The following is a 14,835-nucleotide window of genomic DNA, read 5'->3' on the forward strand; positions in this document are numbered from 1 at the left end:
TTGCATGGCTTGGCTCATTTGTTTTATTGAAGACGAAAAAGCCACTTACTCCCAGGGAAGAATTACAAAATATCAGTTTAGAGTAAAAATGGAGGGATATTTTTGAAAACGTTTGCCGAAAAATTAAAAAGCTATGCAGAATTGGTTGTAAGGGTGGGATTAAACATTCAACCGAACCAAATCCTTTATGTAAGAGCTAGTGTGGATACGATTCCATTTGCTAGAGCTGTTGCTCACGAAGCTTACAATGCAGGCGCAAAAAATGTGTATGTGGACTATATTGATCCTGAAATTACTCTCTCACGCTATATGAGAGCATCAGATGATGTGTTCACAGAGTTTCCTGAATGGGAGCGAACTCAACGAGAAGTGTTGATTGATAAGGATGCGGCATTTTTATTTATCGTTTCCGACGATCCGGATTTATTGTCCAAAGTTGATCCAAATCGTATTGCGAATTACCAAAAAGTAAGTGGAAAAGCCATGATAAAATGGCGAGAGCAGCAAGATGATGTAAGTTGGGTCATCTGCGCTGCTCCAAGTCAAGCCTGGGCAGATAAGGTTTTTACAGGCGAAACGAATAGCCTGGACAAACTTTGGGATGCCATCTTCAGTTCAGTACGTATAGGGGAAGTTGAACCTGTAAAGGCATGGAAAGATCATATTGGAAACCTGCTCCAAAAGGCAACTTATTTGAATGAAAAGAAATATAAGAAGTTACATTATAAAGCTGAAGGCACAGATATAACGATTGAGCTTCATCCCCTACATATATGGAGAAGTGGTGGAACCAAAAATCGGCATGGTGTTCCATTTGTTGCGAATATGCCAACCGAGGAAGTCTTCACTTCGCCATTACGATCAGGTGTTAATGGTTTCGTTTCTAGTAAAAAACCACTTAGCTATGCGGGTAATTTAATTGATGAGTTCAAATTAACTTTTGAGAATGGTAGAATTGTTGAAATTACAGCTAACAAGGGAGAAGAAGTATTAAAGAATCTGGTAGAAACAGATGAAGGCTCCCATTATCTTGGTGAAATAGCCCTGGTTCCACATGACTCACCTATTTCTAACACAAACATACTTTTCCTAAATACATTGTTTGATGAAAATGCTGCAAACCATTTAGCAATAGGATTCGGTTTCCCTACCTGTATCGAAGCTGGAGAGAAAATGACGAAGGAGCAACGTGAGGAAGTAGAAATTAATTCGAGTATAACTCATGTTGATTTCATGATTGGTTGTGCGGATATGGATATTGATGGGGAATTACCTGATGGTACACGTGAGCCAATCTTTCGTAAAGGTAATTGGGCTTTCTAATTTATTTTGTAGAAGGAATCTTTTGTTAAATGTATGAAGATATTCCTCCTAAAGGAAAAAGAAGGAATAAGATGACAATTTCTAGGTGTTTCTGTTTAAATGGGCTTTTCCGGTATAACGGGAAAGTCCATTTTGTTTTTCAATGGACTTTTCTAATCTTTATGGGAAATTAACACTACATACACTGAACTAGGTATCTACTGTAATAAAATTAATATTGTTATATACTATTATAAATAGCTTTATAATGTTAATTTATGTTTTATTCAAAGATCTCTGTAAAAAATACTATAAGGAGTCCTAAAATGAAAAAGAAAATAAACTATTTAATCTTACTTTTAACTGCCATCTTAATTGTTGGTTGTACTAACGTAGAAGATGTATCGAATACTGATGGGAAGGCTGATTCACACGAAGTAACTACAACTAAAAGTGAAAAAGAAAAAACTACGACTGAAAAACAAGTAGGAGAGGAAACATCAACTGAGTCAAAAGATCAACTGTTTAAAGGTTATACACTAATTGAAGTTGATGGTGGAGATTTATCTGGACTTCGCGAACCTAACGTCGTCGTAGACATTGGTTTTGGGGGCCGAGAGTATTGGTCCTTTACGAATGAACACGGGCAATTAGTCCGTGTCATTGCTGACGAAATCGTTCTACAAGATGATCGTACCGAACCTGTAACATCGTCTGGCAGATACTACCAGGATGAAGCAAAAGTTCCTGGTGTAGAAAAAGCAGATTTAGATGAAGGACATATCATTGCAGATTCTCTCGGAGGGGTTTCCAATGCTTATAATATTACTCCACAAGAAAGTACGCTTAACCGACATGGTGATCAAGCATATATGGAAGATGCCATTCGTAAAGCTGGTGGGGCTATTAATTTTGAAGCAATTATCACCTATCCTAATACAGAAACGCAGATTCCTTCTCATTATAAGTACACTTACACTTTAAAAGGGAATAAGATTGTAGATGAGTTTGATAACGCCAACCCTGATGAGATAAATAAATCTCTTGGCTTAACTGAAAGTAAACCAACTAACTCAAATAAGTCAACTAGTTCTAATAAGTCGAATGGCACTGAAGATATTTCTAGTGTTGATACGAACGGTAATGGACAGGTAACGATTAAAGAAGCAAAAGCAGCAGGTTATAGTATGCCAATAACGAATGATCACTGGTTATATCCATATATGGATGATCGAGATGGTGATGGCTTAGTAGGTGAATAAATGGGGTTATGCGGCGATCTTTTTGCTTGTGGAGCTAATGAAACAGGATGGTTGAGATGGGCTATCATCTAAATCCTTTTTCATAATAGGGAAAATATGTAGATCGAAGATTTTTTCAACAACACTTATTCTGAATGATAAAATAAGTTACAAGCAAACTCTTATTTTATTTAAAGGTGCAAGAGTTGTAGTTTCTAGATGCCATACGGTCGCTTTTTTTTAAGGAAACAGGCTGGTTACTTTAAGAAGGGTTATCTATATTTAGAACATAATGAGGGTGAGGGTAAATTAACCAAAATAAATGTATGAGGTGCAATATGAAACGATTTATTTTAGGCATATTTATCATCTTCACTTTTTCTGTTTATCCTTTACAATCAATGGCAGCAACTTTCCCTTGCAGTAATTGGGACCACCTGTATTAAGAAGCAATATCAATAACTGTAAGTAACAATAGGTTCATGTGCATTACTTCTAGATTGAGGTAGTGCATTTTTATTATTATTCAAAAACACTTTCAAGTATTTTAGTATTAGATGATAATTGATTGGTAAGTTTTTATACTCCTCCTACATTAATTATACCATATTAAAAAAGGTCAATATAGACTGTTTATTCCCATTTACAACTGCTAAAATGCAATAGAAACTTTAATGATATTTGTTGGAGGGATTGAATGAGTTCATTGGTTCTCGGTTTTCAGGAAATGGAAAAAACGCAATTAATGCTTGTTGGTGGAAAAGGGTTGAATTTAGGGGAATTATCCAAAATTCAAGGAATCCAAGTGCCGGAAGGATTTTGCGTTACCACCGTGGGTTATCAAAAAGCCATCGAAGATAATGATTCATTTCAAGGATTGTTGGATCAACTAACGTTGCTAAAAACGGAGGATCGGGAACAAATTGATGAAATCAGTCAGAAGATTCGTCAGATCATTATGGAAGTAGAAATTCCTTCCGATGTTGTGTCCGCAGTTGCTGACTATCTCTCCCGCTTTGGAGAAGGACATGCGTATGCTGTGCGTTCGAGTGCGACCGCGGAAGATTTACCGCATGCTTCATTTGCTGGGCAACAAGACACCTATTTAAATATCATCGGAAAAGAAGCCATCTTGCAGCATATCAGAAAATGTTGGGCTTCACTGTTTACCGATCGTGCGGTAATTTACCGAATTCAAAATGGATTTGATCACAGACAAGTTTATTTATCCGTGATTGTTCAAAGGATGGTTTTCCCACAGGCTTCAGGGATTTTATTTACCGCCGATCCGATTACTGGAAACCGCAAGCTGTTATCCATCGATGCCAGTTTTGGGCTTGGGGAAGCACTGGTTTCTGGTTTGGTCTCTGCCGATTGTTACAAAGTCGAGGAAGATCAAATCACAGATAGGATGATCGCAGCCAAAAAATTGGCTATCTATGCACGAGAAGAAGGCGGAACTGAGACCGTGTCAATCGATGCTGATCAGCAAAAGACGCAAACACTGACTGACCAACAAATTTTACAATTAGCACGGATTGGAAGACAGATTGAAACACATTTTGGCAAGCCGCAGGATATCGAATGGGGTTTTGCAGATGATACATTCTATATCGTCCAGAGCCGTCCAATCACCACGCTTTTCCCGATCCCTGAAGCGGATGATCAGGAAAATCACGTCTATATCTCTGTCGGCCATCAACAAATGATGACCGACCCCATAAAACCATTGGGATTGTCTTTTTTTCTATTAACAACGAATGCACCGATGCGTAAGGCAGGTGGAAGGTTGTTTGTTGATATCGCACAACAATTGGCTTCACCTGCTAGTAGAAACATGTTATTAAATATGATGGAACAACACGATCCACTCATGAAAGACGCCATTATGAACATTATTGAGCGTGGAGATTTTATTAAATTATTACCAAATGAAAAGGAAGCACCGAGGCCCGTCAGAGGCAATACGGCTATGCCGGAACCATTCGAAAACAACCCCTCCATCGTTTCCGAATTGATTAAGAAAAATCAAACATCGATAGAAGAGTTAAAGCAAAACATCCAAACGAAATCAGGCTCAGATTTATTTGATTTTATTCTAGAAGATATACAGGAATTAAAGAAGATTTTATTTGACCCACAAAGTACAGCAACATTTATGGCCGCAATGAATGCTTCCACATGGATGAATGAAAAAATGAATGAATGGTTAGATGAAAAAAACGTAGCAGACACGCTTTCTCAATCTGTACCAAATAATATTACTTCGGAAATGGGTCTGGCGCTATTGGATGTTGCCGATGTGATTCGACCATATCCAGCGGTCATTAATTTTTTACAGAATGTAAAAGATGACAACTTTTTGGATGAATTGGTTCAGTTTGATGGAGGAAGGGAAACCCGAGACGCTTTCCATGCTTTTCTCACCAAATATGGAATGCGATGTGCCGGTGAAATTGATATAACGAGAACACGTTGGAGCGAAAATCCAACGATTCTTGTCCCTTTGATACTTGGGAACATCAAAAACTTTGAGCCCCATGCTGGCAAGCGGAAATTCGAACAAGGGCTGCGTGTTGCTTTGGAAAAGGAAAAAGAGTTATTAGACCGATTGAAACAATTACCGGATGGTGAACAAAAGGCCATAGAAACAAAACGAATGATTGATCTAATCCGGAATTTCATCGGGTATCGTGAATATCCAAAATACGGCATGATTAATCGCTACTTCATTTATAAGCAGGCTTTACTGAAGGAAGCCGAACAACTCGTGAAAGCGGGCGTGATTCATGAAAAAGAAGATATCTACTATCTCACATTTGAAGAATTCTGCGAGACCGTCCGCACTAAAAAACTGGATTACCAGTTGATTAACAAACAGAAAGATGAGTACAAATTATATGAAAAACTGACTACCCCGCGGGTAATCACATCGGATGGTGAAACACTATCAGGTGCGTACAAACGAGAAAATCTCCCAGCCGGAGCGATTGCGGGTTTGCCTGTTTCTGCTGGCGTGATCGAGGGACGGGCGCGTGTCCTCTTAAATATGGAAGATGGGGATCTAGAAGAGGGAGATATATTGGTCACTTCCTTTACGGACCCTAGCTGGACTCCATTGTTTGTATCCATAAAAGGTCTAGTCACCGAAGTCGGTGGACTAATGACCCATGGAGCCGTGATCGCACGTGAATATGGATTACCAGCCGTTGTCGGGGTTGAAAATGCTACCAAACTGATACAAGACGGGCAACGAATTCGCGTGAATGGGACAGAGGGGTATATCGAAATATTGTAATTACTGATAACATCCAACGATTAATGTTTGCGCCGTTCTAGTTGTCTTTAGAGCGGTAAGATTTTTGTTTAACAAACGGTTCACTACAAGAACCACAGATTTGAAGATCAAGCTGTCATAATGGCAGCTTTTTATACATACGCCACTTTATTGAAATAAAAATAGGATACTGGCATCCCTTAATTTTTTTGATTTAAAAATTTGATAATATCTTCAACATGTTGTTCCTTTAGATAGTTTCTGTATAGGTTACTGGATAATCGAACAGGATCACCAAAAAAGTATCTTTCATACTGAGTTTGCCTTGTACCGAAGGAACTCATTGTAAGATCCCATGCCAAACGAAATAGTTTCACACGGTCCAAAGCATTCATACCATCTGCTTGAAGATATTGGTCGAGCTCTGTTCTAATTTCAGAATAAAAGGCCTTTTCTGTTGGCAATAAAATCATTCCGCTTGCACCAATGATTTGAATCATTTCGCTAAAACGGGGATAAATCTTAGGGAAAATGTTACTGGCGACTTGAAGTGGTATCAAACTTGGAGCCATAGTTCCCCATTGATCTACTTCGGCATCATTTTCTGCCTTTTCTAAGAGTGCTTTCATGGTTTCAAGACCAATGATGATTTCGGACAGTTTTTCATGAATATGTTGATATTCCCCAACATTAATTGTGTCGACAAGTAGTTTAGCCACGCCAAGCATAAATTCCGTTTTTACAATTTGTCTGGTTACCACTTGATGATAGGCGAATTGGTAAAATGAGCTGTCTGCCAAAAAATCGGTTGCTGCCTCTACGTTGTCGTAATAAAATACCCGATTCCATGGAACTAATACATTGTCAAAAACAACAATAGAATCCATTTCCTCATATCTTGAACTTAAGGGATAATTAAAAGAAGATTCCCCCCCGACAAAAGATTCCCTGCAGAAAAATTTTAATCCTTCCGTATTAGATGGAATGGAAAAAGCGAATGCCTCGCTAGGATCAAAAAACACTCTTGGAGCAGAAAAAACTAACACTTCATCTGTCAAACCACCTTGAGTGGCAAGCAAGCGGGCACCTTTGATCACTAGGCCTTTTTCCGTTCGATCGATTACCTTCGCAGAAATAGGCTCATCGGTGAATCCCAAATAGACTTGAGATCGATTGACCTGTGGCGTGATAAAGGTATGGGTAAACGAGAGGTCGTGTTCCATTGCTCGTTCATAAAGGCATTGAATATTTTCAGGAAAACAATTTTCTCTACCTCTTAATAGTTTTGCTGAGGAGGCAAAGCTCATCAGCACCGTATTCATATAATCAGGACTCCTTCCCATCATTCCATGTGTGTTTCTTGCCCAGTATTCCATCATTTTTCTTCTTCTCTTTAAATCTTCTTGTGTTTTTGGCTGCAGATAGGAAAGCCCAATAGGCTCTTCTTTACCAGGTAAACAGAAAGTCATCTCCTCTTTTAGAACGGGGTCATTTTGTAAATCATAAAGGGAAGCCTTTGCTTTAAGAATTCCTTTAAAAGCAGGATGCTCTGAAATTTTCCCCTTAATTTTTTCACCATCAAACCAAATTTCATTTTCTAACTTGTTTAACCGATCAATAAAATCTTTTCCACTAATAGTTCCCATTTTTTATCCGCTCCCTTTGTTGAGACAATCCACAAAAAACGAACTGCAAGCTAGTATCATTTTATTGGATAACTTGGATGCTTGTTCCAATGGGAAAAGCCTTGTTTTAATTTGTGTGTTCGCTTACTTTTGTCCATAACACACTAGGGAGATTCACTTTAGGGGCTGTTGACAAACAAAAAAACAAGATCTAGAAAATAAAAAAGAAGGCGAATCCATAAATAGTTGGAATTCGTCTTCTAGTATTAAGGGGGTTAATAAAGTGTTGCTTGTGGTGGATGCGGCTGAGCAGGAAGCTGCACTCCTTGTGGTGGATGCGGCTGAGCAGGAAGCTGCACTCCTTGTGGTGGGTGCGGCTGAGCAGGAAGCTGCACACCCTGAGGTGGGTGCGGATAAGCAGGAAGCTGCACCCCTTGTGGTGGGTGCGGATAAGCAGGAAGCTGCACACCCTGAGGTGGATGCGGATGAGCAGGAAGATGTACTCCCTGTGGTGGGTGCGGATGAGCAGGAAGCTGCACTCCCTGTGGTGGGTGCGGATGAGCAGGAAGATGTACTCCCTGTGGTGGGTATGGATGTGGAATGCCAGGTGCCCCAAAACCGAGACCAGAAAAATAACCAAATCCTGAACCTGGTCCACCTAATCCATAGCCTGGATAAAACCATAAACCTAGTCCAGGTTCACCAAATCCCAAACCAGGATAAAAACCATAACCTGAGCCTGGTCCACCAAGTCCATAGCCTGGATAAATCCTTTCATCTGTTGGATAAGCAATATAATATTCATTATTATATGGAATCACAATTTTCTCTCCTCATAGTATTTGTTTCCCGTACCTGTAGCTTAGAGACGGAAACAAATTTTTGTTTTTTCTTAACGATTGTCGGGGAATCAATAGTTTATGGCTGTAGGTTTTTCGACAGAAGATAGAATCTTTATTCGATAGTAATCTAGACGTATAACCAGATTATGCTCAATGTCAAAACTTGGGTTGGGTGTATGACCTAGATCGTTTAAGAAAAGGGGATCGCAGCCGCCAATGTATCGGCAAGCTGCAATCATTTTTTTATTTCAGGTTGTAGTCATATCCACTTGAAGAAATAATAGAGGTAAAAATTATAAAAAAATAGTAAACTTTTGTGTTATATAATGGTATGTTTTTGTCAGTAAAGATGGTATGTATATCTTTATATGATGAAATAAAGAAGGGATAGAACGTTTTGAAAAAGTTTACCAGTTTACTTATTAGTCTCATTTTCATATTGTTAACAGGCTGCAGTGCAAATGATTTTGAAATCAAGCTATCAACGCCCAAATCCTTTACACCTGATCAAGCTACTCCCATTCAAATGAAGATTTTAGATCGGGAAGGGAAACCGGTTGAAGGCGCGAAAGTCAGCGCAGATTTGGATATGCAAGGGATGAGTCATGGAGATATTTCCATGAAAATGGAGGAAAAAGGAAAGGGTGTGTATGTTGGACAAGCTGATTTCGAAATGGAAGGGGACTATACGGCTGCCATTACGATCGACTACAAAGGTGAAAAATGGCTGGGTGAAAAAAGATTTTCAATTGTGTACAATAAGGCACAATAGTTTTTGTATAAACTTTTTACAAAATTAATCGCCATCATGCCCAGGGTATTGTTATAATGGTGTCAAGAAGGGGGTGCTACACGTTGGAGAATCCTTCAAGATTGTCTGGTACTTCTGCCACTCATGCAAAGCCTATTATGGAAACGGCGATACTTTGCGTGGGGCAAAACTAACTTAAAATTCATATCGCCTATTTCATCACCTGGCTTTGCACCTTATTTAATCCATTCATAAATAAGGAGCTGGCAGTCTTGAAATATGTAAATGCAAACAACATTTTACCTGAGAATCTTATAAAAGAAATTCAAAAATATGTACAAGGGGAAACAATTTATATCCCAAAACCTGAAACGACTTTTCGTCAATGGGGCACGATAAGTGGTGGAAGAAAGCTCCTCGATCAGCGCAATTCTAAAATAAAAAGCGCCTTTATGAGCGGAACAAATATTCAGGATTTAGCGGATGAATATTTCCTTTCCATCGAAACCATCAAAAAAATAGTGTACAAAAAGCACGGATGATTTCTCCGTGCTTTTTTATGTATAAATCATTTCTCAGTGGAATTTTACATTTTCCCATACAGTGATATTCTTTAAAATAAACGGAAGGAGGGTGAAGAAATGAACGAAAAGTTTATTAAAAATGCGGATTTTAATTTTATACAAAATCAGGTAGCCCTGATAAAAGATAGCTACAAAAAGAATGTGGCCCCAAATGTAATCCAGGCCGTAAAGGATTTAGCGAACGCGAAAATCATCGAGCTATTTCCAAATGCAACGAACGAGCAACAGAAAATGTTAGATCCTTCTGCTCTGAAAACGGATCAAGAATATGACAATTACATGAAGCAGCTTCAGGACTATCGGTTACCATTACCTAAGATCTCTGAGGCCCAATTGAAAAAAATGTTTCCCAAAAATAAAAAATTAAAGCTTCCTGATTTAGACAAAATGAATCTAGATCAGATGTCATATTTAAGTTGGGTAGATATCAGCACAAATAAGAAGTTTATTGTGTTCGAGTTAGAGGAGAGGATGGTTGGAATTGAATGCAAATACACCATGCTTCCTAAGGATAATATCTGTTCCTTCTGTAATCGATTTGGCCAGGTAGCCTATATCTCCACTGTTACAAAGGCAAAAAAAGCTAAAAATCCTGATTACTATAAAGCGATCGGCAACTATATGTGCTTTGATAGCGAAGAATGTAACAAGAAAATTACCAATGTCGATTATTTAACCACTTTCATGAAAGAGTCGTTGGGAGAAAAAACTGTCCAGTAAAGGAGAAACTTCCTTTGTATTTAAGGGCCCGCTCGTATCGGTTTGAGGGGGTAGGTGAAGTGAAGCAGGCGAGCTGATAAATAGACGGAGAATTTCCGCTTATTTCGTAAATATTAGTAAAAAAGGCGAAAATAGAAGGAGAAATTCCGCCTATTAACTCGAAAAATTTGAAAATAGGGGATTTTGCTTTACATAAGCGGAAAAGCTCCCCTTATTTTCCCCCGAAACGTGCTCCATTTTGCATATACCGGAAAATATCCGCTTATTATACTTTTGCTAGAGTTATTCGATTAAGGTCAAGCGATCTTATTTCAAAGTAAGGAGTTCTTATTTTGGATTTCGGTTTATAAGGTCTCTGTAAGAAACTCGCCCATTGCTTTAAACGACCAATGGTCTCTAAATTTTATAAATAATTCTCCCCCAAAAAATGGCGCTCTATGTATGAGAGCTTTCCCCACGTTCACCCAAGTCTCGAAAATTGGAATCGCTTCCACTAATTTTATTTGTTTACCCTTTAGCAAGGTTCAGGTTATAATAAGGTTTATTAAATTTAGGATACCGAAATAAATGCCCAAAATACAATTTATATAGAAAGGCGATGGACATTGAATAAATTAAGTGGAAAAAAAAGAATACAGCTTGCCATACTTCTGGGATCACTTGGACTGTTAGGACCATTTACAATCGACACGTATTTACCGTCTTTTCCAACGATTGTAAAAGATTTTGATACGACGGCTTCACTTGTACAAATTAGTTTAACCTCCTGTTTATTAGGTCTCGGATTAGGGCAATTGGTTATTGGTCCGATGAGTGATGTGAAAGGACGCAGGCAACCCTTGCTCATCTTTATCACCTTGTACTTACTTGCTTCTATTACATGCGCGTTGGCGCCTAATATCTATTTCCTGATTCTTGCTCGTCTAGTTCAGGGGTTTGCTGCTGCCGGCGGACTTGTGATTTCAAAAGCGATTGTCAGGGATCTTTTTAGTGGTAAGGAACTGACCAAGTTCTTTACGCTGATGGTGTTAGTAGGGAACCTCGGGCCGATCGCTGCACCAATTGTTGGAGGCGGGATTCTTACGTTTACCAATTGGCATGGGGTTTTTATTGCTTTAGCTTGTATTGGTGCGGTGCTGCTCTTCACGGTTACACTCAAATTAGAAGAAACCTTGCCAGATGAAAACCGTGTTCCAAGCAATCTGCCACAAATCATGAGCAACTTTGGTTCTTTATTCAGAAATCGAACATTCATGGGATACGCACTCACGCAAGCCTTTACTACGGCAGGAATCTTTGCCTATGTATCTGGGATTCCGTTTGTCTATCAAAATATTTATCATGTTACACCGCAGCAATTTAGTTTCTTATTTGGAACCAATGGATTAGCATTAATCATTGGAAGTCAGTTGGTGGGCCGCTTGGCAGACATCATTCCGGAGCGGACCTTCTTAAAAATAGGTTTAGCCATCGCTAATATAGCTGGTGCCGTTTTACTCATTGCATTACTATTAAACGCACCACTTTTCGCCGTTGCCATTCCCATTTTCTTTTTTATCGCTTCCATCAGTATGATTGGCACCACCTCATTTACTTTAGCGATTGAAACGCAGGGCCATATTGCGGGAAGTGCCTCGGCCTTATTAGGTGTTTTGCCATTTGTACTTGGCTCATTAAGTGCTCCGCTTGTAGGAATAGCAGGGGCGTATACAGGCGTTCCGATGGGGGTCATCATCTTGTGCTCTAGCATTCTTGCTTTCCTTTCCTACTTTGTGTTGGTACAAAAAGCATCCCTCCCGATCCCACTATCGGGTGACCAACGCTCAGTTAAGAAACCAAGTATCTAAAGAAATAAAAGGAGAACACATTTCGTTAACGAGCGAATGTGTTCTCCTTTATTTGTCTACTATTAATCTTAATAAGAACATATAGGTTAGGATTTTTCCTCTCAATATATTTTTACAAGGTTAATCGGTATATCTAACACCCTTTAGCATCATATTGACCTTTGATTTCGTCTCATGGACAATATTTTTTTGAAATTCTTTTGCCTTTTTGAAGGCATCCATCATTCCTGATGCTAAAATTTTAATTTCTCTAGTACCAACAGGTTCTTCTAGAAGAAAAATATATTCTTTCATGCTGTGTCACCTCACAAGTTGTAATTTTAATATAATTATATATGATTATGTAAGCGATTACCACAATTATTTGTGAGCGTTTTCACTTATTTTTTTAATGTTTTTCTATTTAGCTTAAATACGGTCCTAACATTTCCGTTTTATGGAGTGTAAAGATCTTGGAAAAAAATTCATTTACATTCGCTGAACATAGGAGTAATATAAACACAGTTTCAAATTTCTAAATCGCTGAAACCAATAGGTACGGGGGAACCATTTTTGTGGGATATGACTTATCCCAAGGGGTGAATCCTTTCAAGGTAGGGCTACTCAAAGGTCCGAATCCGACAGCTAACCTCGTAAGCGTTATATGAGAAGGAAGGTGGAACTTGTGACACGAGAAAAATGATGTGTCTACAGGTCTATTTACTATGACTTGTAGGCACTTTTTTTTATTTATGTAAAGTTAGAACTCATTTTGAGGAAATCACATTGTAAAAGGGCAATATTAATCTTTTAAACTATTAGGTGGCGAAAAATCCATGATTTCTGCATTAAAAAGGTTTTTAATTGGACGTCCGTTGAAGTCCAATGAATTAGGAGAACAGAAACTTAATAAAACCAAAGCCTTGGCGATCCTTTCATCCGATGCACTCTCGTCCGTGGCCTATGGTCCTGAACAAATCCTGATTGTTTTAGTTACTCTAGGGGCAACCGCATTTTGGTATTCTATTCCAATCGCCGTGGGTGTATTAATCCTTTTAACAGCCCTTATTCTGTCATATCGGCAAATCATCTTTGCGTATCCACACGGCGGGGGGGCCTATGTGGTTTCAAAAAACAACTTAGGTATAAATCCCGGTTTAATCGCCGGGGGCTCCCTTTTGGTAGATTACATCTTAACGGTTGCGGTAAGTGTGTCTGCAGGTACGGACGCTATCACTTCTGCGTTTCCTGCCTTGCATCCATTTAATGTTGAGATTGCCATTGTTTTCGTGATTTTGATTACCATTTTAAATTTACGCGGTGTTACGGAGTCTGCATCCATATTAGCCTATCCCGTGTACTTGTTCGTTTTAGCGTTATTCATTTTAATCGGTGTAGGTTTTTATCATATTTTATCAGGAGGAGTTTCGCCTGAATTACATCACCCAATGGGTACACCAGTAGCAGGAATCAGTTTGTTTATTCTCTTGAGGGCGTTTGCTTCGGGAAGTTCCGCCTTAACTGGGGTTGAGGCGATATCCAACGCCATACCTAATTTCAAAAATCCGGCACCAAATAATGCTTCTAAAACGTTAATGATGATGGGTGTGTTGCTTGGCTTATTATTTTCAGGGATTATTTATTTAGCTTACTATTATGGGATTACTCCGAGGGCAGAGGTAACGGTGGTATCACAGATTGCAGAGGAAACTTTCGGTCGGAATGTCATGTACTATTTTATTCAAGGTACGACAGCATTAATCTTAATCCTGGCGGCAAACACTGGTTATTCTGCATTCCCATTGCTGGCAGTTAATCTTGCCAAAGATAAGTTTATACCAAGGATGTTCCTAATTAGAGGAGACCGATTGGGGTACTCAAATGGCATTATCATGCTAGCCATCTCGTCCATCCTATTAATTATTGCTTTTCAAGCTGAAACAGAGCATCTGATCCCGCTTTATGCTGTCGGGGTGTTTATTCCATTTACCTTATCCCAAACGGGCATGATCGTTAAATGGATTCGCGAGAGGCCGCAGGGCTGGCTTCCCAAACTGTTCATTAACACACTAGGGGCAATGATTAGCTTCATTGTCACCATGATGTTCTTTTTAACTAAATTCGCTCAAGTATGGCCAGTACTAGCCTTTTTACCTATGATTCTATTTGTTTTCTACCGCATTAGAAAGCATTATGAAGCAGTTGGGGAACAACTTAGCCTGACTACTTGTGAACCTCTGATGCCAATTGAAGGAAATGTACTAATCGTTCCTGTGGCTGGTATGACCAATGTGGTGGCGAATTCGATAAACTATGCTAAATCACTTTCTCAAGAACATATCATTGCTGTATATGTTTCCTTTGAAAGAGACGATGAAAAGAACTTTGAAGAAAAGTGGAAGAAGTGGCAGCCGGATGTAAGACTCGTGACGCTCCACTCGCATTATAGAAGTATCATTAATCCTCTTACCAAATTTGTGGATACGATCGAACATAAGGCGAGTGAAGCGAACTACCGAGTTACCGTAATCATTCCGCAATTTATCCCGAAGAAAGGCTGGCACAATATTCTTCATAATCAATCAAGTTTACTCATTCGTGCCTACTTGCTGTTTCGGAAAAACGTGATTATCACGACTGTTCCTTTCCATTTAAAAAAATAAGAAT

At 39.0% G+C, this 14,835-nt stretch carries 11 protein-coding genes and 1 riboswitch; of the genes, 8 read left to right on the forward strand and 3 right to left on the reverse strand.

What is annotated here, in order from left to right; all coding sequences use genetic code 11:
• The first annotated feature begins 102 nt into the window (after positions 1–102).
• From ACE198_RS13875 to ppsA, 3 genes are all read left to right on the forward strand, one after another.
• Positions 103–1,323 (forward strand): aminopeptidase, encoded by a 1,221-nt coding sequence (locus ACE198_RS13875; protein WP_375375946.1) that lies wholly within the window; start codon positions 103–105, stop codon positions 1,321–1,323.
• Positions 1,324–1,628: 305 nt separating this feature from the next.
• Positions 1,629–2,564, forward strand: a complete 936-nt coding sequence (locus ACE198_RS13880) for a DNA/RNA non-specific endonuclease (protein ID WP_375375947.1) — start codon at positions 1,629–1,631, stop codon at positions 2,562–2,564.
• A gap of 676 nt (positions 2,565–3,240) precedes the next feature.
• Positions 3,241–5,841: a phosphoenolpyruvate synthase gene (ppsA, locus tag ACE198_RS13885; protein WP_375375948.1), complete on the forward strand. Its 2,601-nt coding sequence runs from the start codon at positions 3,241–3,243 to the stop codon at positions 5,839–5,841.
• A gap of 179 nt (positions 5,842–6,020) precedes the next feature.
• On the opposite strand, the gene hpaB is transcribed toward ppsA, so the two are convergent.
• Both hpaB and ACE198_RS13895 read right to left on the reverse strand, forming a co-directional pair.
• Positions 6,021–7,466: a 4-hydroxyphenylacetate 3-monooxygenase, oxygenase component gene (gene hpaB / locus ACE198_RS13890; RefSeq protein ID WP_375375949.1), complete on the reverse strand. Its 1,446-nt coding sequence runs from the start codon at positions 7,464–7,466 to the stop codon at positions 6,021–6,023.
• A gap of 254 nt (positions 7,467–7,720) precedes the next feature.
• Positions 7,721–8,266, reverse strand: coding sequence for a hypothetical protein (locus tag ACE198_RS13895; protein ID WP_375375950.1), 546 nt, complete (start codon positions 8,264–8,266; stop codon positions 7,721–7,723).
• A 418-nt stretch (positions 8,267–8,684) separates the two neighbouring features.
• Between ACE198_RS13895 and ACE198_RS13900 the strand changes: the two genes are divergently transcribed.
• The 4 genes from ACE198_RS13900 to ACE198_RS13915 all read left to right on the forward strand — a co-directional run bounded on the left by ACE198_RS13900 (position 8,685) and on the right by ACE198_RS13915 (position 12,189).
• Positions 8,685–9,059, forward strand: coding sequence for a FixH family protein (locus tag ACE198_RS13900; RefSeq protein ID WP_375375951.1), 375 nt, complete (start codon positions 8,685–8,687; stop codon positions 9,057–9,059).
• A 251-nt stretch (positions 9,060–9,310) separates the two neighbouring features.
• Positions 9,311–9,580, forward strand: a complete 270-nt coding sequence (locus ACE198_RS13905) for a CD3324 family protein (RefSeq protein WP_375375952.1) — start codon at positions 9,311–9,313, stop codon at positions 9,578–9,580.
• A gap of 99 nt (positions 9,581–9,679) precedes the next feature.
• Complete coding sequence (locus ACE198_RS13910) at positions 9,680–10,342, forward strand: FusB/FusC family EF-G-binding protein (protein WP_375375953.1); 663 nt, start codon at positions 9,680–9,682, stop codon at positions 10,340–10,342.
• Positions 10,343–10,947: 605 nt separating this feature from the next.
• Positions 10,948–12,189: a Bcr/CflA family multidrug efflux MFS transporter gene (locus tag ACE198_RS13915; RefSeq protein WP_375375954.1), complete on the forward strand. Its 1,242-nt coding sequence runs from the start codon at positions 10,948–10,950 to the stop codon at positions 12,187–12,189.
• Positions 12,190–12,309: 120 nt separating this feature from the next.
• Here ACE198_RS13915 and ACE198_RS13920 read toward each other — a convergent pair whose 3' ends face one another.
• The gene (locus tag ACE198_RS13920; RefSeq protein ID WP_251460032.1) at positions 12,310–12,483 is read right to left on the reverse strand and encodes a hypothetical protein; all 174 of its coding nucleotides are present in this window, start codon (positions 12,481–12,483) and stop codon (positions 12,310–12,312) included.
• A gap of 216 nt (positions 12,484–12,699) precedes the next feature.
• A riboswitch (cyclic di-AMP (ydaO/yuaA leader) is annotated at positions 12,700–12,844 on the forward strand.
• A 160-nt stretch (positions 12,845–13,004) separates the two neighbouring features.
• Between ACE198_RS13920 and ACE198_RS13925 the strand changes: the two genes are divergently transcribed.
• Positions 13,005–14,831, forward strand: a complete 1,827-nt coding sequence (locus ACE198_RS13925) for an APC family permease (RefSeq protein ID WP_375375955.1) — start codon at positions 13,005–13,007, stop codon at positions 14,829–14,831.
• The last annotated feature ends 4 nt before the right edge of the window (positions 14,832–14,835 follow it).

Origin of the sequence: Neobacillus sp. KR4-4 (assembly GCF_042136325.1) — a bacterium.
In the GTDB taxonomy this organism is placed as follows: Bacteria; Bacillota; Bacilli; order Bacillales; family Cytobacillaceae; genus Neobacillus.

Coding starts and splice junctions, on each gene's coding strand:
- ACE198_RS13925 (WP_375375955.1), top strand. CDS start 13,005: ATGATTTCTGCATTAAAAAGGTTTTTAATTGGACGTCCGTTGAAGTCC.
- ACE198_RS13880 (WP_375375947.1), top strand. CDS start 1,629: ATGAAAAAGAAAATAAACTATTTAATCTTACTTTTAACTGCCATCTTA.
- hpaB (WP_375375949.1), bottom strand. CDS start 7,466: ATGGGAACTATTAGTGGAAAAGATTTTATTGATCGGTTAAACAAGTTA.
- ACE198_RS13910 (WP_375375953.1), top strand. CDS start 9,680: ATGAACGAAAAGTTTATTAAAAATGCGGATTTTAATTTTATACAAAAT.
- ppsA (WP_375375948.1), top strand. CDS start 3,241: ATGAGTTCATTGGTTCTCGGTTTTCAGGAAATGGAAAAAACGCAATTA.
- ACE198_RS13920 (WP_251460032.1), bottom strand. CDS start 12,483: ATGAAAGAATATATTTTTCTTCTAGAAGAACCTGTTGGTACTAGAGAA.